This is a genomic window from Corynebacterium qintianiae, from assembly GCF_011038645.2.
GTDB classification, from domain to species: Bacteria; Actinomycetota; Actinomycetes; order Mycobacteriales; family Mycobacteriaceae; genus Corynebacterium; species Corynebacterium qintianiae.
Map to the genome: position 1 here is coordinate 885,557 of NZ_CP064955.1, position 23,646 is coordinate 909,202.

Below are 23,646 nucleotides of genomic sequence, written 5' to 3' on the forward strand. Positions count from 1 at the left end.
GATGCTTTCAGGAGGAGGTGAGCGATGTGACCGGAAGCGGCGGTGCACGCCTCGCCAGCACGGTCATCCTGACGCGCGACGGGGTGGGCGGCCTCGAGGTGTGGGTGTTCGAGCGCGTGATGACGATGCCGAATTACCCGGGGATGACCGTGTTCCCTGGCGGCGGCGTGGATAGTCGAGACTTCCCGGCCCGCGCGGGCGCGGACGAGCTGTGGCACGGCCGCAGCGCCGAGTCCCTCGGGGCGCAGCTGCAGGTCGGGGCCGACACGGCGCATGCGCTCCTGTTCGCCGCCGTGCGGGAGTTGTTTGAAGAGACGGGCACGTTGCTGGCCGTCGATAAGCACGGCGAGCTGCCAGAGGATGCGCGGCCCTTCCACGGGCAGCGCATGGAGCTGGAATCGCACGCGCTCTCTCTGACGGACGTGCTGCGTTCCAACAACCTGCGGGTCTCCGCCGACCTCGTCGTGCCCTACGCGCGGTGGGTGGGCCGCTCCGAGCGCGGCACCGCGTTCGACACATTCACCTGGCTCGCCCAGCTGCCCGAGGGTCAGGAACCCGACGGCGCGACGGAGGAGGCCGACGACGCGAATTGGTTTCCTCCCGCCCTACTTCTCGATGGCTGGCGCGCCGGGCTCGTCCGCTTCGCCCCGTCGACCTGGGCCCAGCTTCTCGACATCTCGGAGTACGACACCTCCGGGTCCCTCTGGGAGGCCACCGTGGGCGGCGGAGGGGCCGACATGTCACCCGTGATGGACGACGCCGCCGACGACCCCCGCTACGCGGAGTTTTTCACGCTCCGCCCGGAAGACCGCATCGGGAGACCCTTTGAGCTTTAATCCCGACGAGGTCCGGTTTCTCGCCGCCCGCGCCGACGAGATCGCCGCGGTGACCGAGGATCTAGAGCTGACGAAGAAGTCGTTGTTCGCGGACCATCGCGTGTTGGCCGATCACTTCGGCGAGCACGCCCGCGCCGTGATGGAACTTGCCACCGCGCGTCGCCTAGCGGCGGGGAAGTTTTCGGCTGACTGGCTCACCGATGTCGATGCGGCGCAGCAGGCCACTCCGGCGTTGGTCGCCAGCCTGCGCGCGGAGCGTGTCAAACGCTGCGGCGCGGAGCTCGTCCACGACGTGACGTGCTCGGTGGGCACGGAAGCCCTCGCTTTTGCTGGGCTGCCGTGGGTAGGTTCCGACCTGGATTTCTCGCGGCTGCTGATGGCGCGGCACAACCTCGGGCCCGGTGCTTGGCTGGCGCGCGCCGACGCCTTGGCGCCGGTCGCGCCGGGGGCTGTCATCATCGCGGATCCGGCCCGGCGCTCCGGCGGCCGGCGCATCACCGACCCCGCCAAGCTCCATCCCCCGTTGCCCGCGCTGCTCCAAGCGCACGCGGGCTCTGAGATGGCTGTCAAGTGCGCGCCGGGCATCGACTACTCGGAATGGAACGGGCTCGTCAGCGTGGTCTCGGTCGATGGCGGTGTGAAAGAGGCGTGCCTGTATACGCCAGGGCTGGCGGAAGGGACATCGCGTGAGGCGGTTGTGCTGCGCAGCGACGGGTTCGCGGAGACAGTGGCTTCCACAGATCCGGACGAGGTGGAGGTGGGCAGTCCGGGCGCGTACATCGTCGAACCCGACGGCGCCGTGGTTCGTGCGGGGCTCGTGCGCGGCTGGGCGGCGCGACATGGGCTGTGGATGCTCGACGAACACATCGCCTTCTTGACGGGTTCATCCATCCCAGCGGGGTACAGCGGGTTTCCGTTTATCGAGGCGGTGCCGCTGCGCAAACTCAAGGCGGCGCTGGCGGCTCACGGCGCGGGGCCCTTGGAGATCCTGGTGCGCGGCGTCGACGTCGATCCCGACCAGCTGCGGGCCAAGCTGAAGCAAAGGGGGTCGCGGCCGATGGGCGTCGTTATCGCACGCGTGGGCGACAGCGCAGTCGCCCACATCTGCGGTGCCCGTGAGTGGTCTTAGCTGGCGCTGGCCAGTGCGTTGTCCAGCTCGGCCGTGGTTTCCTTCGGGATGAGCAGCGACGCCAGCGCGGCCGCGCCGAGGACTACTGCGCCTACAACGAAAGCCGTGGTGTAGCCGGCGGAGGACTGAGAACCCTGCGGGGACCCCGTCACCATGAAGACGGGCAGGATGGCGAACGACATGCCCGCGCCCAGGTTGAAAGCCGCCGAGTTCATGCCAGGGAGAAAACCCTCATTGTCCTTAGGCGAATTGACCACGCCCAGGTTGTTCAGCACGATGTTGCCCACGCCCGCGTAGGTGACGCCGATTAAGACGACACCGATGACCAGCACCCACATGTTGCGCACGCCCAGGAACGCGAGGATGAGCAACAGCGCGGCCGTCGCCACGTTCGAGATGCGGATGAGCCGGTCGTAACCGATCCGGGGCGCGTACCGGCCTGCAAATGGCCCGACGAGCCAGCCGATCAGGGCGTACGGGGTCAGCAGGATGAGCGCCGCGAAATCGGCGTTGAGCCCGAAGCCCGCGGTGGGGTTCTGCGCGAGGGAGACGGCCACGCCGTTCACGGCTGCGAAGACACCGGTCATAGTGAGCACCGTGGTAAGCAGCAGGGCCCACGTCTGGCGGCGCGCGAGGTATTTCGGGGCGACGAGCGGCTGGCTGTGCTTCTTCTCGTATTTCCAGAAGAGCGCGAACATCGCGAGGCCGACAGCGGCCAGAGCGACAACGGCAATCCAGCTGGCGGCGGCGGCCTTGCCCGCCTCGTTGACTGCCAAAGTCAGCGACAGCACGGAAACAACCAGCAGTGCGGCGCCACCCCAGTCCATTGTGACGTTGTCCGACGGCTTGGACTCCGGTGCCCAGAGGGCGACGGCGGCCACCGCGAGAACGCCGATGACGGCGATCAGCCAGAACACGGAGCGGAATCCCCAGTTCTCGGCCATCCAGCCCGAGAGGAGGACATCCAAACCGGCGACGCCGCCGTTGATCGCGGCGATCAGGCCCATGAGGGTGCCCAGGCGGACCTCATCCTTGACTTGGCTGCGGAGGATTATCAGCGTGAGCGGGATGGTCGGCCCCGCGAGTCCCTGAAGCGCCCTCGCCAGGAAGAGGAGCTCGATGTTCGGCGCGAGAGCTGCCAGCACGCCACCGAGGGACATGATGGTCAGCATGACCAGCAGCACCTTCCGGCGCCCGATGATGTCGGAGAGGCGAGGCAGGAAGAGCCCGCACATGGCTCCGCAGGTGAAAAATGCCGTCTGTGTCAGACCGACGGAGGCCTCATCGGTGCCGAGTTCCTTGGCCATTGTTGGCAGCACCGGTGAGAGCATTGAGGCGTTCAGCTGGAAAGCGACGGCAGCGGTGATGAGGACACCCATCAGCAGGGCGATACCGCCGCGGCGGTTATCGACGGGGTCCGCAACGGCCGAGGGCCGGTCTTTATTGGTCATGGTGCAGTCCTTTTGACTGGTTCGCGAATGCGGTGTTGCCGATGCGCGTGAGGGCGTCGATAAGCAGCTGCCAGAACAGGTCTGCATCGACGTCCACGCCGACGCGGTGAACACCCTCAATTTTGCTGTCACCCGCGGTGAACTCATAATCGTCCGCCACCCCGAGAGCGGACGGGTCGTCGCGGTGGTCTGGATCCCACGTGCGGCGCAAATCGACCACGGTCATGCCGCGAGTGTGCTCGCCCTTCGTTTCTACCGTGACCGGCGCGACTACGGTGCGCAGCACACGGGGGTCTGCGACGGCCGCGACGGCGAGCGGGTCGTGCATGGGTGGTCCCGGGTAGCGCCGCTCGCGCATGTACGAGGCACCGAAGAATTCCACGAGCTCCGCAATGAAGCGCGCGACGTCGGTGCCGACCCGGTTGAGCTGCGCCATACGCTCTGGGGTGGCGAGTACCTTGTGGGTCACGTCGAGGCCGACCATGGCCACGTCCCAGGCGGCAGTGAAAACGATCTGGGCGGCCTCCGGGTCACCGAGGATGTTGAACTCGGCGGCCGGAGTCATGTTGCCGGTGTGGTGGCCTCCGCCCATCAGCGTCACACCGGCGACTCGTTCGACGAGCTCGGGGTGGGTGCGGGCGAATAGTGCGATGTTGGTCAGCGTGCCGGTGGGGACGAGGGTGACGGACCCGGCGGGGTGTGTCCGGACCAGCTCGGCGATGAGCTCGACCGCGTGACGCCGGTCCAGCTCTGCCCCGGGGGCGGGTAGCCGCGGGCCGTCGAGGCCGGAATCCCCGTGAATCTCGTCCGGGATGAGCTGCGGCCCGACTAAGGGGCGATCCGCACCCTTGGCAAAGGGAACCCCGGCGATGTTTCCGATGCGGGCGAGAGCCAAGGCGTTCGCTGTCACTTTCTCCAGCGTCTGGTTCCCGGCGACGGTGGTCACGCCGAGCAACTCAATGGACGGGTTTCCCCATGCGAGGAGCAGGGCGATGGCGTCATCGTGGCCGGGGTCGCAGTCGAGAATGATTTTCCGGGGGGAGGCGGAATGCTCACCGGGGTTGAAGGCGCGGTTCGGGTCACGGGAGTCTCCCTCTTGTAGCGGTCGGGTGACTTACTAGTCTAGGGGCCATGCCGTATCTCGATCACGCAGCGACGACTCCGATGAGGCAGTGTGCCATTGACGCGTGGGTGGAGCATTCCGCCGAGTTGAACCCAGGAGGGCAGTACGGCTCGGGTCGTCGCGCCGCCGCGGTGCTGGCGGAGGCGCGCGAGGAGATCGCCTCGTTGCTGGGTGCGGACCCTGTCGAGGTTATCTTCACCGGCTCGGGGACTGAGGCGAACAACATTGCGGTGCGCGGGTTGTTCCGGGCGTCGCCGCTGGAGCGAGTCGTGTCGAGCCCCATCGAACATCCTGCGGTTCTGGAGACAGTCAAGTCTTTAGCCGTGACGGAGGGGGCGGACATGTCATGGTTGCCCGTTGGCGGGGACGGGCACGTCAGCGACCTTTCGGCGCTGGAATCCCCGGCCGCAGTGGCCTGCCTAATGTGGGCGAACAACGAGACCGGCGCCATCCAGCCCGTGGCTGAGGCTGCTGCGCGGGTTGCGGAATCCGGAACGCCGCTGCACGTCGACGCGGTGCAGGTCGTGGGAAAGTTGTCGGTTGATTTCCACGCTCTGGGCGCGACAACACTGGCTGCGAGCGCGCACAAGTTCGGCGGGCCCCGGGGTACGGGAATTCTGCTGGCGAGGCGCTCCCCGACGCCTGCGGCGGTGCTGACCGGGGGCGGGCAGGAACGGGGGTTGCGGTCAGGGACAGTTGATGTGGCGTCGGCGGCGGCGACCGCGGCCGCGCTGCGCGAGGCTGTCGCGGAGTCGGACCGAGCGCGCCGAGAGATCGGGGCGCTTCGCGACGCCCTCGTGGCCGGGGTGCTCGCATCCGTCCCCGGTGCCCGCGTGACCTCTGCGGAGCCGGTACTGCCCGGCCACGCGCATTTTCTTTTCCCGGGTGCGAACGGTGACGCGTTGATCATGTTGCTTGATTCGCGGGGGATCGAGGCGTCGACAGGGTCGGCGTGCGCGGCGGGCGTGAACCGGTCGAGCCATGTCCTCGAGGCAATGGGCGTGCCGCAGCGCGAGGCCGCTGGGGCGCTGCGCCTGACTCTGGGCCGCACGACGACAACGTCCGACGTCGAGCTTGTGGTGCGGGAGATCGCGGTTGTTGTGGAACGAGCCAGGGTTGCTGGCATGGTTTAACGTTGCCCGTGTTAACCGTGTGTCGCATGTGAAAGCAGGGGTTAGAATCCGGTAGCGTGCGCACCATGCATGTCAACCGGAGGCTCCAGCCCGTTCTTGCCGCGCTCCTCGCGGCGCTAGTAACTCTCGCTCTTGCCGTCGTCATTCCCTTCAGCCCGACCTCGCGCACCGGCGCCAGCGCGCAAAACGCCCCCGGCATCGTCCAGGGTGTCGACGTAGCCGGGCATCAGCGCCCCGGCGGCGCGCCGATCGATTGGCGTACTGTCTCGGGCCCCGGCGGACAGGAATTCGCCTTTGTCAAGGCCTCCGAAGGGGAGGGGTGGAAGAACGAGTTTTACGACGAGGACGCACGCGCAGCCGCGGACGCCGGCCTCAAAGTCGGCGCCTACCACTACGCGCGCCCAGCCGAGAACCCGGTGACGCAGGCGCAGTATTTTGCCTCCGTCATCAATTCCGGGCCTGCCCTCTCACTGCCTCCCGTGCTGGACCTTGAGGTCGACGAGGGCCTGTCTCCGACTGCCCTCGCGGCCTGGACCGACACCTTCCTCAAGGAGGTGGAGCGCTCCACCGGAACCGCGCCGATGATCTACACCTACCGCTACTTCTGGTCCGAGCGCATGGACAACACCTCAGCGTTTACCGGATACCCGCTCTGGCTCGCGGCCTACCAGAACCAGGCACCGCGCCCCGTCGGCGGGTGGGACAAAATCTCCTTCTGGCAGCGCTCCGATTCCGGGCGCATTGCAGGAATGAACACCCCGGTCGACCTCAACGTGTTCAACGGGTCGAGCGCGGACCTCGACAGGTTCGCGGGGGGCAACTACTCTGCCGGCGGCGGCGTGCTCGAAACGTTCCAGGTGCCCGAGTCAGGGGAGCTGGGTGTCCTGGAGCAGGACAACACCGCGCTCGTCGTGGCCATTCTCGGCCTCGCCACCGGCATCCTCGGTTCCCCTCAGATCGCGGACGCGGCCGCCCAGTTCGGCTTCAGCGAGGAGGATGCCGCCAACATCGCGGGCGCAGTGAACAACCTCGCCTCCCAGGGCGAGCTGCCCGTCGAGGACCTGCGCACCATGATGCTCGGCGAATACTCAGTGGGCGACCTGCTCATCCTGCTCAACAACGCACAGAAGTAAATTTCACAGCCCGAGAACCCGGAGCACCTCCCCGGTGCATCCGGGTAATTTTCGGTGCGGAACCCCGGCGACATGCACGACGCGGCCGAGGGAGGAAGACCAGCCGGGCACGACGGTGTCAGCGTCCGACACCACCGAAACTACCTCGACCCCAGCAGGTGACACAGGCTCTCCGACATTCTCCAGCTCCGCAAAGGACTCGCCCAGGAACAGGCGCACCAGCCAGTCAGGGCGGTACCACGCGCGATGCGCGGTTCCGCGCCAGGCGGCGCCGAGGCCCACGAGCGTATGCACGCGCTCGGCCACCGCCGGGTTAGAAAGCGCACGAAGAGCTATCAGGGCACCGCTTGAGTGGCCCACGACATCGACGCGGGTCACAGCCGCGGGCAGGGACGTGATGGTGTCGGCAATGGCGTTGGAAGAGGCGTCGATAAGCGCGGTGCCCCTCTTGCCGTGGGAAGGCGCAGACATGTCCACACCGCGCTCGGATAGCGCGGCGGCGAGCGGGCGGAACGCAAAAGGTTCTGAGAGCGTGCCGTGAACAGCTACCACAACGCGGCCGCGCGACTGGGAAGTCGCTGTGGAGGGGTCGGGAAGTACGCGGGGGAGGTGGGAGAACAGGGCCAAAGAGGTCCAGGTTACAAACACGTGGAAGAAATCCGGACTGTCTCTCTCGTCTCACCTGGGCTGCAGCGGCGATCCTCCTGCATCGCGCGTTGACCTCGGCACCGTCGGGTGCTGCCGAGTCCGATCGCGAGCGGGCGCGCGCCATTCTCACACGAGGCACCGGTGATCACCTGGCCTGGATGGGCCTGTGGGAAGGAAACCGGTTCTTCTTCATGGGTGGCGACACGGGCTACGTGGCGTTTCGGGTCTCCCGCAACGTCGCGGTAACTCTCGGCGGGCCGGTGCGCACGGAAGAGTCCACGCGCGACGAGATCGCCGACGCGTTTGAGGAGTTCGCGGCCGAACAGGGTTGGAGGGTGGCCTGGTACTCCGTCTCGGAGGACTTCGCCCGGGCGGGTTTCCGTACCATCCATGTTGCGGAAGAATCTCTTCTGCTCACCGACAACCTGGAGTTCAAGGGCAAGAGGTTCCAGAACATCCGCACTGCCCGCAACCGCGCAGCCAAAGAGGGCGTGCGTGCCGTGTGGACCACGTGGGCCGATCTAGATGTCGAGATGCGCGAGAAGATTGTCGCGCTGTCGGAGCAGTGGGTGGCCGACAAGGCACTGCCCGAGATGGGCTTCACCCTCGGCAGCGTCGACGAACTCGCCGTTGACGGGACGATGCTGCTTCTCGCAGTCGGGGAGGACGGCCACCTCCACGGCGTGACGAGCTGGCTGCCCGTCTACGAGTGCGGCGAATTAGCGGGCTACACGCTCGACTTCATGCGCCGCGACACCGACGGTTTCCGCCCCACCGTGGAGTTCCTGCTCGCCGAGGCCGCCGCTATCGCGGGGGCGGAGGGGTTGAAGTGGGTCTCGCTCTCCGGCGCCCCGCTCGCCCGCTCCGGTGAGCCCGAGTCGCTGCTCGAGGTGCTGCTCGACCGGGCCGGTGCCAGCATCGAACCGCTCTACGGCTTCCGCTCGCTGGCCGCATCGAAGTACAAGTTCCACCCCACCCACTCCGGCTGGTACCTCGCCTACGACGACGAGCTGGCGCTCGGTGCGATCGCGTTCGCCGTGGTCAGCTGCTATCTGCCCACCATGAAACCCTCCGACTACGCCGGGGTGGTCAAGGAGTTTCTGGCGACTCGGCAGCCGGCGGATCGTGGCGCGCCACCGTCGCCAGCTGCCGCGCCCACGCCTCACCCTTGAACTGGGCCGGCACCGCGCCCTTAAGCAGGGCGCGCGCGAGCTGCGGCGACGCCTCCAGCTCGGTGTTCGCGCCGATGAGCACGATATTGCCGTAGCGGCGGCCCTTGAGCATCGGCGGGTCCGCGATCGCGGCGACGTGCGGCCACACCTCGCACATCCCGGCGAGCTCTTCCTTCGCTTCCTTGAGGTCCGCGTGCGAGCCGCAGTTGGCCACGTAAACACCGTCTTCGCTTAGCGACGCCCTCGCCGCCGCAAAGAACTCCACCGTCGTCAGGTTGCGCGGAGTAGTAGCCACCGAAAACACGTCGCGGATGATGACGTCGCGCGTTCCCGGCTTGAACCCGTCTGTTTCCTCCCGAGCGTCACCCACGCGGATCTTCACGGCGGGCGCCCGGGGGACGTCGAAAAGCTCGCGTGCGAGAAAGGCGAGCTCACTGTCGACCTCGATGACCGTGTTTCGCGAGCCCTCCCACGCGTGGGCGAAGTAGCGGGCCAGTGAACACGCGCCACCGCCGAGGTGAGTCAGGCGCGGCTTCTCCCAGCGGCGCGCGCTATCCAAGAAGTCGGCGATCCACCGCATGTATTCGAAATCGAGCCGCCCTGGCTCTCCCGGCACGATCGAGGAGCTGGGCACGCCGTTGACCAGCAGGGTCAGCGACCCGTCGTGCTCGTGGACGACCTCCGCAACACCGCTGTCGATCTCGTACCGTTCGCTTTTTGGGGACATGACCTGCGAGGGTACACTCACGCGCATGCGGGTTTTGGCGGCGATGAGCGGCGGTGTCGACAGTTCGGTGGCGGCGGCGCGGCTTGTCGACGCCGGCCACGACGTCGTCGGCGTCCACCTTGCCCTGTCGCGCGACCCCCAGGCCACCCGCGAGTCAGCCCGCGGTTGCTGCTCGCTGGAGGATTCCGCGGACGCCCGCCGGGTCTGCGACAAGCTGGGCATCCCGTTTTACGTGTGGGACTTTTACGACCGCTTCAAGGCCGACGTGATTGACAACTTCGTCTGGTCCTACGAAAACGGCGAGACCCCGAACCCGTGCCTGCGTTGCAACGAGAAGATCAAGTTTGCCGCACTGCTCGACCGCGCGCTGGCTCTAGGCTTCGACGCCGTGGCCACCGGTCACTACGCCATCCTGGATGATGAGGGCAATTTGCGACGCTCCGCCGACCCGCTCAAGGACCAGTCCTACGTGCTCGGGGTGCTCACGCGCGAGGAGCTGGACCACTGCCTTTTCCCGGTGGGTGACACCGAGAAGCCGCAGATCCGCGAAGAGGCGAAGCGCCACGGCTTTTCGACGGCCACTAAACCCGACTCCTACGACATCTGTTTCATTCCCGATGGCAACACCCAGGCGTTCTTGGGACGTTCCATCGGCATGCGCCCGGGTTTGGTTGTGGATACCGATGGGACCGAGCTCAAAGAGCACGACGGCGCGTTTCAGTACACGATCGGGCAGCGCCGCGGCCTCAACCTGCGCGTCCCGGCTGCGGACGGGCAGCCGCGCTACGTCACCGATATCGACGCCGCTACCGGTGTGGTTACCGTCGGGCCACGCCAGGCGCTGCAGGTGCGCGAGATCCGAGCCGACCGTCTCAAGGTGCTGCACCCCGCCATGACTGGCGAATTTGAGGCGAACGTGCAGATCCGCGCGCACGGTGGGGTGGTGCCCTGCGTGGCAACCGTGGCCGCGGACGAGATGGCCCTGGAGCTCCACGAGCCCTTGGAGGGCGTGGCCCGCGGCCAGGCCGCGGTGCTCTACCTGCCGGACCCGGACGGGATGGGCGACGTCGTGCTGGGCTCCGGCACGATTTGCTCCACGGGGTAGATCCCACATTGGCAGAGTAGATGGAGGGTGACATGACCGCTTTCGGGCTGGGTGAGCTACCGGGCACGGACCTAGTCAAGGCCGCCGAGATCGTGCTGGGGGAGAGCCCCACCCCGCACCTGCCCCAGTTGCCGGAACGGGGCCTCGGCTCCGACCTGATCGGGCGCACTGCCGCGCTGCTGGAGATCCCGATCGACCGCGGCCCGCGCGGGTGGCGCGTCGCCACCCAGCACCGCGCTGCGCAAGACCAGATGGCCCGCGACCTCGACCAGCTCGAGGAGCTGTGGGCGGGTCAGGTGCGCGAGCTCAAGGTGCAGCTCGTCGGGCCGTGGACTCTGGCCGCGGAGATCGAAATGCCCAACGGCCACCGCATGATCACCGACCCCGGTGCGCTGCGCGACGTCACGGACGCGCTGCTGGAGGCTGCCCGGGTGCACCGGGGGGACGTGGAGAAGCGTTTCGGAACGCGAACCATCCTGCAGCTCGATGAGCCATCGCTGTCTGCGGTGATGGACGGCCGGCTGCGCGGCACGACAGACTACGACACGATCCCCGCGGTGCCAGAGCCCGAGGAACGGTTATCGTGCTTCGGCGACCACCTGCTCAATACCGCGGTGCTTATAGACGCCCCGTGGCTCACCGTCGACTTGTCCACCGCGCGCACGGCGGGGGAGAAGGACCGGCTGGCCGCGATGATTGAGAAGGGTGCGCGCCTCGCCGTTGCCCCGGAGGAGCCGAAGCGGGTGTGGGCGTTTTTGGACCAGCTGCAAATCGATCCCGCGGCGGCGAAACTCGACGTGTGGGCGCGGCGGGCAGAAACCCTCAAGCAGGCAGCCGCGAATTACCGCCAGGCCCGCGAAATGGCTGAGGGGCTGAGCTAGCCCACCATCGGCCAGCCGAGCGTGAAGTCGGAGACATCGCGGCCGCGGGACTCGAAATAGGTCTTGAGCTCGCTCTGGCAGGTGTAGTACTGCACGGCCTGGTACTCCATGAGCTCGGCGAACCCCATCTGAGTGATCTCGGGCCACATGCGCACCTGCTTCCAGGCGATGCGCGCAGCGGCAGTGGCGTCGGCGGTGGCCTCGTGCGCGTTATCGAGGCGCACGCCGTAAAACTCGCACAGCGCGCCCAGGTTGCGCTTGCCCTTGCGGTAGCGGTCCTTGGCCCTATCAATCACGAGCGGGTCGTAGACGGGCCCGGTAACCGTGAAGTCACCGGTCAGGTGGCGCAGCACTGTCAGGTCGTAGGGAGCGTTGAACACCACCAGGGTCAGGCCGTCGGCCCAACCCTGCCGGATCTTCTCCACCGTCTCGGCCAGCACCTCATCGTGCGGGCGGCCCTCCGCGCGGGCCTTTTCGGTGGTAATGCCGTGAACATTGGCTGCTTCTTCCGGGATCTCCACGCCTGGATCGGCGAGAGTTTCCGACGGCGTGCTGGTGGAGCCGTCGATAAGCACGGTCGCCGACGTGACAATGCGCGCCCCGGCCGGGTTGGCTGAGGTCGTCTCCAAATCGAAGGAGAGCATGCGGGAGGCGTCGAACGATGGCATGGTTCTCACTCTAGACTGGCTTAGCGTGAGCGACATTTCCGCAGACCTGCACCGCCAATGGGACGACCTCGCCGAGGAGGTTCGCCACCACCGGGACCTCTACTACAACGGTGACCCGGTCATCTCCGACGCGGAGTTTGACAAGCTGTACCAGCGCCTCGTCGCCTTCGAGGAGGCGCACCCGGAACTGGCCGTGCCGGAGTCGCCGACGAAGGAGGTCGGCGCGCCGGTGTCCAGTGCGTTCGCGGACGTGGAGCACCTCGAGCGGATGATGAGCCTGGACAACGTGTTCTCTGCCGCGGAGCTCGCCGATTGGCTGGCGAAGACGCCGGGGCCGTACCTCACCGAGCTCAAGATCGACGGCCTGTCCATCGACTTGGTCTACGAGAACGGCCAGCTGGTGCGCGCCGCGACGCGCGGCGACGGCCGCGTCGGCGAGGACATCACCGACAACGCCCGGGTGATTCCGGACATCCCACATTCCCTCATGGGCGACTTCCCGGCCCTGCTCGAGGTGCGCGGCGAAGTGTTCATTCGCCCCGAGGACTTCCCCGAGCTCAACGAGCAGCGCATCGCCGAGGGCGGCAAGCCGTTCGCCAACCCGCGCAACACCGCGGCCGGTGGCTTGCGGCAGAAGAACCCGGAGGACGTGAAGAAGCGCCGTTTGAGAATGATTTGCCACGGTATCGGCGCGCGCGAGGGCTTTACCCCGGCGACGCAGCACGAGGCCTACGAGAAGCTCGCCGAGTGGGGCCTTCCGGTCTCCGAGTACACGCGCCGGGCCGAGACGGCCGAGCAGGTCCAGGAGTCAGTGAACTACTGGGCCGAGCATCGCCACGACGCGATCCACGAGATGGACGGGGTGGTGATCAAGGTGGACTCCGTCGCTACGCAGCGTTCCCTGGGCGCGACCTCGCGCGCGCCGCGCTGGGCGATCGCGTACAAGTACCCGCCGGAGGAGGTGACCACGAAGCTCCTCGACATCGAGGTCTCGGTTGGGCGCACCGGCCGCGCCACCCCGTTCGCGGTGCTGGAGCCGGTGTTCGTCTCCGGCTCCACGGTGTCACTGGCGACGCTGCACAACCAGCACGAGGTCAAGCGCAAGGGTGTGCTCATCGGCGACACGGTCGTGATCCGCAAGGCCGGCGAGATCATCCCCGAGGTGCTGGGCCCAGTTGCGGACCTACGCGACGGCAGCGAGCGCGAGTTCATCTACCCGAAGGACTGCCCGGCGTGCGGCACGGAGCTCGCCCCGGCGAAGGAGGGCGACGCGGACTGGCGCTGCCCGAACACGCGCTCCTGCCCGGCGCAGCTGTCGCAGCGGCTGAAGTACCTGGCGTCCCGCGGTGCCTTCGACATCGAGGCGCTCGGGGAGAAGGGCGCCCAGGACCTCATCGCCTCGGGCGTCCTCGTCGACGAGGGCGACCTGTTCGACCTCACCGAGGAGGACTTGAAGAAGTCCAGCGCATACACCACCAAGGCGGGCAACGTCAACGCCGCGGGCAAGAAGCTGCTGGCCAACCTGGACACCGCGCGCGAGCGCGAACTGTGGCGAGTGCTCGTCGCCCTGTCGATCCGCCACGTCGGGCCCACCGCCGCCCGCGCGCTCGCAGCGCGCTACGCCTCCATGCAGGCGCTTATCGACGCCCCCATCACCGACCTCGCCGACACCGACGGCGTGGGCCTGGTCATCGCGCGATCCTTCAAGGACTGGTTCGAGGAGCAGTGGCACCGCGACATCGTAGACAAGTGGGCCAAAGCCGGTGTGCGGATGGTCGACGACACCACCGACGCCGCCCCGCAGACCCTCGAGGGGCTTACCGTCGTGGTGACGGGAACCCTGGAGAACTTCTCGCGCGATGAAGCCAAGGAGGCGATTTTGGCCCGCGGCGGCAAGGCGGCTGGCTCCGTGTCGAAGAAGACGAGCTACGTTGTCGTTGGCGAGAACGCCGGCTCGAAGGAGGACAAGGCCCGCGAGCTGGGCGTGCCGATCCTCAACGAGGCGCAGTTTGAGCAGTTGCTTGCAACCGGCTCGCCTGCGTAGCGACGCACTTGCTCACGGCAATTCCGACAGCTACGGCTGCGAGCAGCGACAATACCGGCCACACCCAAAACGGCACGGCCTCGTGCCAATCGATGGCCCGGGAGAGCAGCAGGACAACGGCCACGGTAATCACGGGGCCGATCAGTCCGCTGAACGACAGTTCGGGCCGGCGCCACGCGCGGACGGCTTCGATGGCCAGCGCTACAGCGCACACGGCGAGAAGTAGGTAGCTAATCATTGCTGCTGTGTCCCTTCGAGGTCTTCGAGTAGGTCCACGGCGAGCTCGTCGACCCACATGCTGCTGGTGTTAGCGACGAACACGGCGGCTTCGTGGTCCGGGGACCACACGAGTATGGTCCTGAAGCCACCGGTCCCGCCGTTGTGGAAGGTGTACTCGGTCCCGCCGATCTCCCGGTGGCTCCACCCGTACTCCGGGCGGCCGTGGTCGGCGACCCACTGGGCGTATTTCGCCATATCCGCCGGGGTGGAGCGGATCGCGCCCGCCGGGGCCCAGCCGTCCATGTCCCAGGGCTCGGCCGGGCGGCCGCTCAAGCCGAGTCCGCGCGAGCTGTCCTCGCCTGAACCGGAAGTCGCCAGGTGCGTCTCCGTCATGCCGGCGGGCTCGAAGATCGCGGTGCGCAACAGCTCTTCGTAGCTCATGTCCGCGTTGCGGGCGAGCAGCTGCCCGAACAGGGCGTGGCCGTAGTTGGAGTAGTTGCGCTCGCCGCGGTCATGAAGCTCGGCTTCACCGGCGTAGGAGAGGATGTCGTCGGCGGTCGCGTCGCGGTAGGGGTTGGCGTTGGTCAGCGCCACGGCCACGCGGTTGCTGAGTAGCTCGGACGGCGCGGAGCTCAACCCGGCAGTGTGGTTGGCCAGATCTTCCATGGTGACATCGGCGATCGGGGTGCCGGGGACGTCGATAAGCTCGCCGACTGTTGTTGCGAGGGTGATGTCGCCGCGCTCAATCTGCTGGCGCAGAAGCTCGGCGTTGAAGGTTTTGGTGATGGAGCCGATCTCAAATTCGGTGTGCTCGTCGGCGCCGAGGCCGCCGAAGCGCACATCGCCGTTGCCGAGGTAGAACGCGGCGAGCTCGTGGTGCCCGGGGTCGGCGTGGGTGCGCAGGGCGTCGGAAACGGACGCGTCTCCGGTGGTTTCTTCTCCCAAGGTGATCGGGCGGGGCCCGAGGAGAAGCATCACAGCCAGCGTGACAATCGCGGCGAGGCCACCAGCGGCCACAGACGACGGCTTCATCAGTGGGCCTCGCACGCTGTGATGATCGCCATCAGTGGCACGACGCGGGCGGGGGGAATGGCGAAGCTGCCGTCGTGCTTGGTTACCCAGCCTGCGGCCTGGAGCGCGCTCAAGTGGTGGTAGGCGGTGCCGGGGGAGCTGGCGATGTGCTCCTCGACGAGCTCGGTCACCGTGGCCGGGGAGGTCAGGAGGCGACGCATGATCTCTCCGCGAAGCGGGTTGGCGAGGGCGGACAGGCGGGAAATCTCTTCCTCCCACTCGCTGTCGGTAACCCAGTGGGTCGGGCGCGTCCACTCGTACTCGTAGTGGCGGCCTCCCGTATCCACGACGCCGCCGAAGGTGACGGCGCCGTCGACGAGGTCCGTGTTGGCCTTGAGGGCGTCGATAAGGGCGAGGGCTGTGGGCTGCGGGTTTTCGGGTTCTAGTCGGGCCTCGAGTGCGGCAACGCGCCGCTCGAGGTCGGCGATGTGCTCGGTGATCGCGGTTTCCATAAATTTAGAATGTCAGAATTATGGACTGCGCGCAACGTGTCTATTCCGCGGCCGCCCTGGGCGCAAGCACGAGCGTCGCTACCAGGAGCGTCACGCAACTGGCACCAGCGATAACCCAGTAATCCACGGGACTAGGGCCCGTGGGGAACGCGATGAGGTTCAACGCGGTAAGCGGAACGGCGTGGGCAACAACGGCCGGCCACGCCGACCCGTACCGGTGGGAGACGGCGCTCAGAAAAAGGCCCAAGGGGAAAAGGGTGAGCGTCGACGTTATCGCCGCGTCTGCGGGCAGCGTCCCCTGAGCCACCATGGTGGCGTGGAGCGGAATGTGCCAGATCACCCACAAGCACGAGATGGCCGAGGCGAAACCCCAAAAACCGAGGCTGGAAAGACAAGAGTGGAGGAAACCGCGCCACGCGGCTTCCTCCCCAAGCGTGCTCAGGGAAAAGATCAGGGCGTAAGGGACGATGAGCAGTATCGCCTGCAGATAGAAACCGCTGGGCTGGGGTTCGCCGATTCCGCCGAGCATCACGCTGCCCGCCGCAATGGCGTAGGCGATGAGCAAAGCGCACACGGCAACCAGGCTCCCTACCAGCGCTGTGCGCCACGACGTGCGCAGTCGGAACCAGGTGAACAACCCGCGTTTACGAAAGGCGAGAAGGACCGCAGCCGCGACGAGAGCGGGGATCCACCGCGCGACAATGACAAACCAGTTGGGAATGACGGCATCGAACAGCAAAAACACTGCGCACACCGCCGTGATGGCGATAAGGACGGCGACGGCAAAGACCGCGGCCATGGAGTAGTTGGCGCTCTTTGGGGGCTGCACGGGTGAAGCGTAACAATCTCTTCACCGACGCGCTGGGGATCAGCTACCGTAGCATCGCGCCGATGATGTGTCCCAGGTCCCTGATTTGCGTCACTTCGGAGGCGAGGAAGTCCGGCCCGCCGACACGGCCGACGACAAGGACCAGATCCGTGTCGGCCAAGGGCGTGATAGCAAGCGTGGTGTCCAGTAGCCACCACGCCTCCGGCACCCAGGTGTCGGAGTCGCGCTGCAAGATCCGCGCCGTGGTGACGTCGACGAGCGTGGGCTTGGAACCGTCGTCGCCAGGTGCTGCTTGGGAGGCCGCGACGCGCTCCAGCCCCTCGGACGTGTCGCGCAGCACCACCGCCCACGATGACGTCATGGCCTGCGGCATCACGCTGACGAGCTCCTGCGCCGCGGCGGTGACGTCGCCCGTGGTGTCGGCGATGCGGGCGAGCATCTGAATTTGGCCGCGACGATCCACGGTGCCTGTGAATGGGCGAATCGAGTCAACTTCCGTGCCCTCGATTGAGCTGGCTGCGGTGATGAGGGCGTCGACAAGCGTGCCCGTGGGAAGTTCGACGACGATGTCGTCGGTTACTACCCCCGCGCGATCCATCTGAACGATGTCCACGGAGCGAATGTCGGCATCGATCATGCCGAAAGCCTCGGCGAGCTCGCCGAGGCTGCCCGGGACGTCCGGTAGGTGGACGCGGATGAGGTATGACATAACACAAGTTATATCACCGCGCCCAAACACCGCCCCCAACCGGAGTGTCTGGGCCGTGACGTAAGATGAGGTCGTTTTCATCTCCAAGGTTAGGAAAGACATTGTCCGAAATTTCCAGAGACGAGGTCTCGCGCATCGCGCGTCTGGCCCGCATCGCGCTGAGCGATGAGGAGCTCGACCAGATCGCGCCGCAGCTCGACCACATCGTCGACGCCGTGTCCAAGGTGCGCCAAGTCGACACCGAAGGCGTGACGCCGATGAGCCACCCGCACTCCATCGACGCCGGGATGCGCGAGGACGTGGAGAAAAAGACGCTGACCCAAGCGCAGGCGCTGGACCAAGCCCCTGCCGTGGAGGAAGAGCGCTTCGTGGTGCCGCAGATTCTGGGAGAAGGGGACTAACCATGACCAACTACGTCATTCCCACCGACGGGCTCATCTCGCTGCCCGCGCACGAGCTCGCCGCCAAGATCCAGGCCGGCGAGGTGACCTCGCGCGAGGTCACCCAGGCGTTTGCGGACCGCATCGCGGAGACCGACGCCGAGCTGGGCGCGTTCCTCCACGTCAGCGCTAACGCCGCGCTCGCCGCCGCAGAAGCCGTCGACGCCCAGGTCGCGGCAGGCGAGGCCCCGGCCTCCGCGCTGGCCGGTGTGCCCCTGGCGCTCAAAGACCTGCTGGTGACCACCGACGCGCCCACGACCGCGGCGTCGAAGTTGCTCGAGGGCTACATCAGCCCCTACGACGCCACCGTGGTGACCAAGCTGCGCGCGGCCGGCATCCCGATCATCGGCAAGACCAACTTGGACGAGTTCGCGATGGGCTCCTCCGGCGAGAACTCCGCCTACTACCCGACGAAGAACCCGCACGACATCACCCGCGTGCCCGGCGGCTCCGGCTCCGGCACCGCGGCCGCGCTGGCTGCCGGGCAGGCGCCGTTGGGCATCGGCACGGACACGGGCGGCTCGATCCGCCAGCCCGCGTCCCTGACCGGCACCGTTGGCGCCAAGCCGACCTACGGCGGGGTGTCGCGCTACGGCGTGATCGCCAACGCCTCCTCGCTCGACCAGGTCGGCCCCTGCGCCAATAACGTGCTCGACACGGCGCTGCTGCACGAGATCATCGCCGGCCACGACGAGTTCGACGCCACCTCCGTCGACCGCGCGGTCCCTCCCGTGGTCGCTGCAGCGCGCGAGGGCGCCTCGGGCGATCTCAGCGGTGTGAAAATCGGCCGCGTCAAGCAGTTCGCCCGCCCCGGCACCCAGGACGGTGTCAACGAGGTCGTCGACGCCGCGTTCGCCCAGCTCGAACGCCAGGGCGCGGAGATCGTCGAGGTCGACTGCCCCAACTTCGACAACGTCATCGGCGCCTACTACCTGATCCAGACCTCCGAGGTGTCGTCGAACCTCGCGCGTTTCGACGGCATGCGCTACGGCCAGCGCCGCGGCGACGACGGCTCCCGCTCGGCCGAGGAGGTCATGGCGCTGACCCGCAGCGAGGGCTTCGGCGACGAGGTCAAGCGCCGCATCATCCTGGGCACATACGCCCTGTCGGTGGGCTACTACGACGCCTACTACCTGCAGGCGCAGCGCGTGCGCACACTCGTTGCCCGCGACTTCGCCCGTGCCTTCGATAGCGTCGACGTCATCGCCGGCCCGTCCGTGCCCACCACGGCATTCAAGCTCGGCGACAAGGTCGACGACCCGCTGGCCATGTACAACTTCGACCTGTTCACGCTGCCGCTGAACCTCGCTGGCCTGCCCGGCATGTCCGTGCCCGCGGGCACCGCCCCGGATACGAACCTGCCCGTCGGCCTGCAGATCATCGCCCCGGCCTTCGAGGACGACAAGATGTATCGCGTCGGTGCAGCCTTTGAAGCCGGACGCCGCTAGCTCGCCAGTCTCTGCGCTTGCGGCGCTTGCCACGGGCTACTTCCTGATCATGGTCGATCAGGGGATCATGCCCGTACTCACACCGCACCTGCCCTTCGGCGTCGGCGCGGCGGTGTGGCTGACCAGCGTCTACCTCATCTGCACCGTGGTGCCCATGCCGGTTGCGGGCCGCCTCGGCGACCGCTTCGGTCAACGCCGCATCTTCATCGCCGGCATCGCGCTCTACCTCGGCGCGCTGTTGCTCGCCGCCGCGTCGTGGTCCCTGGCCTCGCTCGTCGCGGCCCGCGCGCTCCAAGGCCTCGGCTGCGCGGCATTTTTGCCCCAAGCCTTCGGCATGATTAACCGGTTCGTGCCTAACGACCGGCGCGGCAGAGTCTTCGCGGTGTGGGGCGTCGTCGGCTCCGTCGGCTCACTGCTCGGCCCCATCCTCGGTGGCATCCTCGTCGGCGCCGGCTGGCGCACAGCCTTCGCCGCCCAGGCCGCAATCGCGCTGGTCGGCCTCGTCTTGGCGCTTAAGTTTCTGCCCCAGCTGCCGGTCTCGCCCGCGCGTATCGACGCCCTGTCCACCGCCCTCTCCCTCGCCGGACTCGGCGCACTGGTCTACGGCATCCAGTTCCTGGCCTGGGCCCCGGCGTTCATTGGCGCGGCCCTGCTCGCAGTGTTCTTAGGTATCCAGGCGCGCGGGGGAGACGACGCGCTGGTGCCGGTGCGACTGTTTTCGGACGGCAACTTCGCGGCGGGCACGTTCGGCATTGCCACGATGGGTTTCGCCGTGGCTTCGATGTTCATCCCTGTGATGTATTGGCTGCAGGGCGTGGCCGGGGTGGCGTCGACAAGCGCTGGCCTGCTCACGGCGCCGATGTCGCTGCTCGCGATGGCGCTGACACCGTATGCCGGCGAGCTCAGTGATCGGGTGAGCCCGCGCGTGCTGTCGGCGGTGGGGTTCGGGTTTATGGCCGCGGGTTTGGGGCTCGCGTGGTGGGTGATGCACACGGGCGCGCCTGCGCTGCTCTTCGCCGCGGTGACGTCGCTGCTCGGCGTGGGCAGCGCGTTTGTGTGGGCGCCGAACGCGACAACCACCATGCGGTTCGTGCCCGATCACGCGGCAGGTGCCGCATCGGGGCTGTACAACACTGTGCGCCAGGTCGGGTCCGTGCTGGGCGTGGCGCTGGTGGGGGCAGTGCTCGCCGGCGGCGATGTTTCCTCTACCGCGGCCTCCGCGATCGTGCTGCCGCTGACGGCTATGCTGTTGGGGCTTGTCAGCACAGCATTCCTGCGCAGGGACGTGACCGCCAAAACCCGCTAGGGTATACACCATGCGACTTGCCACACTCACATCAGGTGGAGACTGCCCGGGGCTCAACGCGGTGATCCGCGGAATTGTCCGTACCGCCAGCTCTCAGTACGGCTCCACCGTGGTCGGGTACCTAGATGGTTGGGTCGGCCTCATCGAGGACCGCCGGATCGACCTTTACGACGACGCGTTCATCGACTCGATCCTGTTGCGTGGCGGTACGATCCTGGGCACTGGCCGCCTCCACCCGGACAAGTTCAAGGCGGGACTGGACACGATCAAGCGCAATCTTGACGACGCCGGCATCGACGCCCTGATCGCCATCGGCGGGGAGGGCACCCTCAAGGGCGCGAAGTGGCTCTCCGACAACGGCATCCCTGTCGTCGGCGTGCCCAAGACCATCGACAACGACGTCGCCGCCACCGACTACACCTTCGGTTTCGACACCGCCGTCTCCGTCGCAACTGACGCCATCGACCGCCTGCACACCACCGCGGAGTCGCACAACCGCATTCTCATCGTCGAGGTCATGGGCCGCCACGTCGGGTGGATTGCGCTGCATGCCGGCATGGCTGGAGGGGCCCACTACACGGTGATACCTGAGGAACCCTTCGACGTCGCGGACATTTGCAAGGCGATGGAGCGCCGCTTCCAAATGGGTGAGAAGTACGGCATCGTGGTTGTCGCCGAGGGCGCGGTGCCCAAGGAAGGCACGATGGACGCGGGCCTGGGCGAGGAGGACGAGTTCGGCCACAAAACGTTCAACGGCATGGGCCAGATCATTGCCGACGAGATCAAATCGCGCTTGGGCTACGACGTTCGCACCACCGTCCTTGGACACATCCAGCGCGGCGGCACGCCAACCGCCTACGACCGCGTGCTGGCCACACGTTACGGCGTCAACGCCGCGCGCGCTGTTCACGAGGGCAAATTTGACACCTGCGTCGCGCTGCACGGCGAGAACATTGAGCTGGTGCCGCTCGAAAGCGCGGTGGCGCACCTGAAGCAGGTGCCGGAGGGCCGCTACCGCACAGCGCGCACTATGTTCGGCTAGATGCGTGACCTCTTTTTGGATACTGCTTCATTCTGGATCATCGGCATCAACCCCGGTGTGCTTTCCGAGCGTGTCGACGCCCCCTTCTCCCACCGCGGTAACCGCTTCTGGCCGGCCCTTTTCGAGGCGGGAATGACGCCCTATTTGGTGGACGCCTCCGGGGGTCTGAGCCCCGAGGACGAGCAAATGCTCAGGGAGTCCGGGTTCGGGTTCACGAACATCGTGCCCCGCATGACCGCCCGGGCTGCGGAGCTTAGCCAGCGGGAGTACCTCGACGGCGCGGAGCGGCTGTTTAATCTCGCCGAGGAGCACCGACCGCGGGCGCTGATGTTCGCGGGGATCGGCGCGTACCGCACGGCCTTTCGCCGCCCCAAGGCGGCCAAGGGCCGCCAACCTGAACTTATCGCGGGCGCCGAGGTGTGGGTCGTGGGAAACCCCTCGGGACTCAACGCGCACGAGACGGTGTCAACCCTGGCGGAGTCCTACAAGCAGGCCTGGACCTCCGGTCGACCACATTGACGAGGCGCACGTGAAATCCCTGGCCAACCGTGGCTGAAGTGGCGCAACAGCAATGTGGTCGACCGGGGGCGGGGTGCGGTGTCACACCCTTGTGCTACACCTTTGCGCATGACGTACTCGGGGGACAACAGCGCGGAAGTTGCGCTGATTCACAAGCTTTACAAGGGTTGCCGCACAGCCGTGGTGACGGGGCCCGCGGCTCTGCGGTTACACGGGGTGGCCACGCTCGACTGGGTCAAAAAGATTGACCTGGTCTACCGGGGCCGCAACCGGGCGAAAAGTCGCGGTAAGTGGCGCCGCGCCGCCCATTACCGGAGCGGCTTGCTTGACGACGCCCATGTGACGCACCGCCACGGCCTCCGGACCACATCTGTTGTCATGGCGCTGTTCGACACCTACCGCTACCACGGGCGCCTCCCCGCACTCATTTCCATTGAGTCGGCCCTGTTCCACATACCGTGGTTGACCAAGGCAAAACTTTTGACCTGGGCAGGGGCATTGCCGCAGTCACCGGGGGTGAGGGGTTTTAGGGAATTGATCGGTTACGCGGCCGAGACGTCGCAAAGCCCGCTCGAAAGCTGGGGGAGAGACAGCCTTCTGCAAGCCAGCATCCCGGGCCTGGCCAAGGTGGAGGGGCAGGCCGAGTTCCGCTACACCGTGGGAGGGGAGGAGAAGGCGGGCCGGATTGACCTGCTGCTCAACGAGATTGTGGCGCTGGAACTGGACGGCAGAATCAAGACGGACGGGCGCTACGGGGAGTGGGCGCAGGTCACCGCGAAGGAACGCGCGCGCGAGATTGGGTTGATGCAGTCCGGGAAGTGGGTGCTTCGCGCCGGGTGGGACGACGTCAAATCGGGCAGGCTCGTTCGGATGGTCTCGGATTGTTTGAAGACGTTGGGGTGCACGGGTCCCGGGTTACACTGGGCGCATGAACCAGCACACATCCCGGGGTGCAGATCCCCGCGAAGCGGTCACGATGCAACTCGGGCGGGTGCGGTTGGAGGCGCTCGGTTCGAGCCATGTCAGAGACCTGGGTGAGGCCGTCGGCACGCTAGGGGAGGCCTGGTTTCTAGACCATGTGCCGGCACCCGACGGGGTGGCGGAGCAGGTCCAGTATCTCACCTCGAGTGAGAACTATGTTCCCTGGGCGGTGCTTGTAAACGGCCGCGCCGTCGGCGTGACCTGCATGTACAACATTGACCAGCGCAACCGGCACTGCGAACTCGGTTACACCTGGCTGTCCCAAAAGGTGCAGGGTGCCGGCATCAATCCCGTGCTTAAATTGCTGCTGCTCACCCGCGTCTTCGAAGAACTTGGCTTCATGCGCGCGGAGTTCCGTTGCCACTCCATGAACTGGCAATCCCGTCGCGCCCTGGAGAAACTGGGGGCGACCTGCGAAGGAGAGTTGCGGCGCCACAGGGTCATGAACAACGGTACGGTGCGCAACTCCCGCATCTACTCCATCCTGGATTACGAATGGCCGGCGGTGAAATGCGGTCTGGAGGCCCGCCTCACTCCCGGTCGACCGCAATGAAACTTGCGGCAGAATCGCCAGCTCGGA

Annotated in this window: 25 protein-coding genes; 15 read left to right on the top strand and 10 right to left on the bottom strand. The window is 66.8% G+C overall.

All coding sequences use genetic code 11. The features are described 5' to 3' along the window. Nucleotides 1-17 precede the first annotated feature (17 nt). Together G7Y29_RS04395 and G7Y29_RS04400 are read left to right on the top strand one after the other, a co-directional pair. Nucleotides 18-836: an NUDIX hydrolase gene (locus tag G7Y29_RS04395; protein WP_165002159.1), complete on the top strand. Its 819-nt coding sequence runs from the start codon at nt 18-20 to the stop codon at nt 834-836. Beyond that, nucleotides 826-1,965, top strand: a complete 1,140-nt coding sequence (locus G7Y29_RS04400) for a THUMP-like domain-containing protein (protein WP_165002160.1) — start codon at nt 826-828, stop codon at nt 1,963-1,965. The genes G7Y29_RS04395 and G7Y29_RS04400 overlap by 11 nt, the downstream gene beginning before the upstream one ends. On the opposite strand, the gene G7Y29_RS04405 is transcribed toward G7Y29_RS04400, so the two are convergent. Next, nucleotides 1,962-3,416, bottom strand: a complete 1,455-nt coding sequence (locus G7Y29_RS04405) for an MFS transporter (protein WP_249399808.1) — start codon at nt 3,414-3,416, stop codon at nt 1,962-1,964. The two genes, G7Y29_RS04400 and G7Y29_RS04405, sit on opposite strands and share 4 nt — an antisense overlap. Next, a complete protein-coding gene (locus tag G7Y29_RS04410; RefSeq protein WP_165002212.1) occupies nt 3,406-4,446 on the bottom strand; it encodes a nucleoside hydrolase in 1,041 nt (346 codons plus the stop codon). The genes G7Y29_RS04405 and G7Y29_RS04410 overlap by 11 nt, the downstream gene beginning before the upstream one ends. Before the next feature lie 101 nt (nt 4,447-4,547). Between G7Y29_RS04410 and G7Y29_RS04415 the strand changes: the two genes are divergently transcribed. Together G7Y29_RS04415 and G7Y29_RS04420 are read left to right on the top strand one after the other, a co-directional pair. Further along, nucleotides 4,548-5,672: a cysteine desulfurase family protein gene (locus G7Y29_RS04415; RefSeq protein WP_165002161.1), complete on the top strand. Its 1,125-nt coding sequence runs from the start codon at nt 4,548-4,550 to the stop codon at nt 5,670-5,672. A gap of 65 nt (nt 5,673-5,737) precedes the next feature. Next, nucleotides 5,738-6,805: a glycoside hydrolase family 25 protein gene (locus G7Y29_RS04420; RefSeq protein WP_165002213.1), complete on the top strand. Its 1,068-nt coding sequence runs from the start codon at nt 5,738-5,740 to the stop codon at nt 6,803-6,805. Nucleotides 6,806-6,808: 3 nt separating this feature from the next. Here the strand turns inward: G7Y29_RS04420 and G7Y29_RS10815 are convergent, their stop codons facing one another. After that, on the bottom strand, nt 6,809-7,432 hold the full coding sequence (locus G7Y29_RS10815; RefSeq protein ID WP_165002162.1) for an esterase/lipase family protein: 624 nt from the start codon (nt 7,430-7,432) through the stop codon (nt 6,809-6,811). An 89-nt stretch (nt 7,433-7,521) separates the two neighbouring features. On the opposite strand from G7Y29_RS10815, the gene G7Y29_RS04425 reads away from it, so the two are divergent. Further along, nucleotides 7,522-8,625 carry a bifunctional lysylphosphatidylglycerol flippase/synthetase MprF gene (locus tag G7Y29_RS04425; protein WP_249399809.1) on the top strand — a complete coding sequence of 368 codons (1,104 nt, stop codon included), beginning with the start codon at nt 7,522-7,524 and terminating at the stop codon, nt 8,623-8,625. On the opposite strand, the gene G7Y29_RS04430 is transcribed toward G7Y29_RS04425, so the two are convergent. After that, nucleotides 8,543-9,352, bottom strand: a complete 810-nt coding sequence (locus G7Y29_RS04430; RefSeq protein ID WP_165002163.1) for a spermidine synthase — start codon at nt 9,350-9,352, stop codon at nt 8,543-8,545. The two genes, G7Y29_RS04425 and G7Y29_RS04430, sit on opposite strands and share 83 nt — an antisense overlap. A gap of 25 nt (nt 9,353-9,377) precedes the next feature. Between G7Y29_RS04430 and mnmA the strand changes: the two genes are divergently transcribed. After that, on the top strand, nt 9,378-10,457 hold the full coding sequence (gene mnmA, locus G7Y29_RS04435) for a tRNA 2-thiouridine(34) synthase MnmA (protein ID WP_165002164.1): 1,080 nt from the start codon (nt 9,378-9,380) through the stop codon (nt 10,455-10,457). A gap of 32 nt (nt 10,458-10,489) precedes the next feature. Next, nucleotides 10,490-11,338 carry a uroporphyrinogen decarboxylase/cobalamine-independent methonine synthase family protein gene (locus G7Y29_RS04440; protein ID WP_165002165.1) on the top strand — a complete coding sequence of 283 codons (849 nt, stop codon included), beginning with the start codon at nt 10,490-10,492 and terminating at the stop codon, nt 11,336-11,338. Here the strand turns inward: G7Y29_RS04440 and G7Y29_RS04445 are convergent. After that, complete coding sequence (locus G7Y29_RS04445) at nt 11,335-12,006, bottom strand: 3'-5' exonuclease (RefSeq protein WP_165002166.1); 672 nt, start codon at nt 12,004-12,006, stop codon at nt 11,335-11,337. The genes G7Y29_RS04440 and G7Y29_RS04445 overlap by 4 nt on opposite strands. Between G7Y29_RS04445 and ligA the strand changes: the two genes are divergently transcribed. Next, nucleotides 12,005-14,050: an NAD-dependent DNA ligase LigA gene (ligA, locus tag G7Y29_RS04450; RefSeq protein WP_430393282.1), complete on the top strand. Its 2,046-nt coding sequence runs from the start codon at nt 12,005-12,007 to the stop codon at nt 14,048-14,050. The two genes, G7Y29_RS04445 and ligA, sit on opposite strands and share 2 nt — an antisense overlap. Here the strand turns inward: ligA and G7Y29_RS04455 are convergent. The 5 genes from G7Y29_RS04455 to G7Y29_RS04475 are packed head-to-tail and all read right to left on the bottom strand — an operon-like array spanning nt 14,001 to nt 17,330. After that, nucleotides 14,001-14,288: a hypothetical protein gene (locus tag G7Y29_RS04455; RefSeq protein WP_144742035.1), complete on the bottom strand. Its 288-nt coding sequence runs from the start codon at nt 14,286-14,288 to the stop codon at nt 14,001-14,003. The genes ligA and G7Y29_RS04455 overlap by 50 nt on opposite strands. Further along, nucleotides 14,285-15,301: a serine hydrolase domain-containing protein gene (locus G7Y29_RS04460; protein ID WP_165002168.1), complete on the bottom strand. Its 1,017-nt coding sequence runs from the start codon at nt 15,299-15,301 to the stop codon at nt 14,285-14,287. Before G7Y29_RS04460 ends, G7Y29_RS04455 begins: the two co-directional genes overlap by 4 nt. Then, nucleotides 15,301-15,792, bottom strand: coding sequence for an ArsR/SmtB family transcription factor (locus tag G7Y29_RS04465; RefSeq protein ID WP_165002169.1), 492 nt, complete (start codon nt 15,790-15,792; stop codon nt 15,301-15,303). The genes G7Y29_RS04460 and G7Y29_RS04465 overlap by 1 nt, the downstream gene beginning before the upstream one ends. 40 nt (nt 15,793-15,832) lie before the next feature. Further along, nucleotides 15,833-16,621 carry a CPBP family intramembrane glutamic endopeptidase gene (locus G7Y29_RS04470; protein ID WP_144742037.1) on the bottom strand — a complete coding sequence of 263 codons (789 nt, stop codon included), beginning with the start codon at nt 16,619-16,621 and terminating at the stop codon, nt 15,833-15,835. A 43-nt stretch (nt 16,622-16,664) separates the two neighbouring features. After that, nucleotides 16,665-17,330 carry an ACT domain-containing protein gene (locus tag G7Y29_RS04475; protein ID WP_165002170.1) on the bottom strand — a complete coding sequence of 222 codons (666 nt, stop codon included), beginning with the start codon at nt 17,328-17,330 and terminating at the stop codon, nt 16,665-16,667. 101 nt (nt 17,331-17,431) lie between these two features. Between G7Y29_RS04475 and gatC the strand changes: the two genes are divergently transcribed. The 7 genes from gatC to G7Y29_RS04510 all read left to right on the top strand — a co-directional run bounded on the left by gatC (nt 17,432) and on the right by G7Y29_RS04510 (nt 23,619). Then, a complete protein-coding gene (gene gatC / locus G7Y29_RS04480) occupies nt 17,432-17,731 on the top strand; it encodes an Asp-tRNA(Asn)/Glu-tRNA(Gln) amidotransferase subunit GatC (protein ID WP_136653550.1) in 300 nt (99 codons plus the stop codon). A gap of 2 nt (nt 17,732-17,733) precedes the next feature. Next, nucleotides 17,734-19,218, top strand: coding sequence for an Asp-tRNA(Asn)/Glu-tRNA(Gln) amidotransferase subunit GatA (gene gatA, locus G7Y29_RS04485; RefSeq protein WP_165002171.1), 1,485 nt, complete (start codon nt 17,734-17,736; stop codon nt 19,216-19,218). Next, nucleotides 19,190-20,524 (top strand): MFS transporter, encoded by a 1,335-nt coding sequence (locus G7Y29_RS04490; protein WP_249399810.1) that lies wholly within the window; start codon nt 19,190-19,192, stop codon nt 20,522-20,524. The genes gatA and G7Y29_RS04490 overlap by 29 nt, the downstream gene beginning before the upstream one ends. A gap of 10 nt (nt 20,525-20,534) precedes the next feature. Continuing rightward, nucleotides 20,535-21,566, top strand: a complete 1,032-nt coding sequence (locus tag G7Y29_RS04495) for an ATP-dependent 6-phosphofructokinase (RefSeq protein WP_165002172.1) — start codon at nt 20,535-20,537, stop codon at nt 21,564-21,566. Beyond that, nucleotides 21,567-22,085, top strand: coding sequence for a mismatch-specific DNA-glycosylase (locus tag G7Y29_RS04500; RefSeq protein WP_165002173.1), 519 nt, complete (start codon nt 21,567-21,569; stop codon nt 22,083-22,085). Nucleotides 22,086-22,193: 108 nt separating this feature from the next. After that, the gene (locus G7Y29_RS04505; protein ID WP_165002174.1) at nt 22,194-23,123 is read left to right on the top strand and encodes a hypothetical protein; all 930 of its coding nucleotides are present in this window, start codon (nt 22,194-22,196) and stop codon (nt 23,121-23,123) included. Beyond that, nucleotides 23,062-23,619 (top strand): GNAT family N-acetyltransferase, encoded by a 558-nt coding sequence (locus G7Y29_RS04510; RefSeq protein WP_249399811.1) that lies wholly within the window; start codon nt 23,062-23,064, stop codon nt 23,617-23,619. Before G7Y29_RS04505 ends, G7Y29_RS04510 begins: the two co-directional genes overlap by 62 nt. Nucleotides 23,620-23,646: the final 27 nt, after the last annotated feature.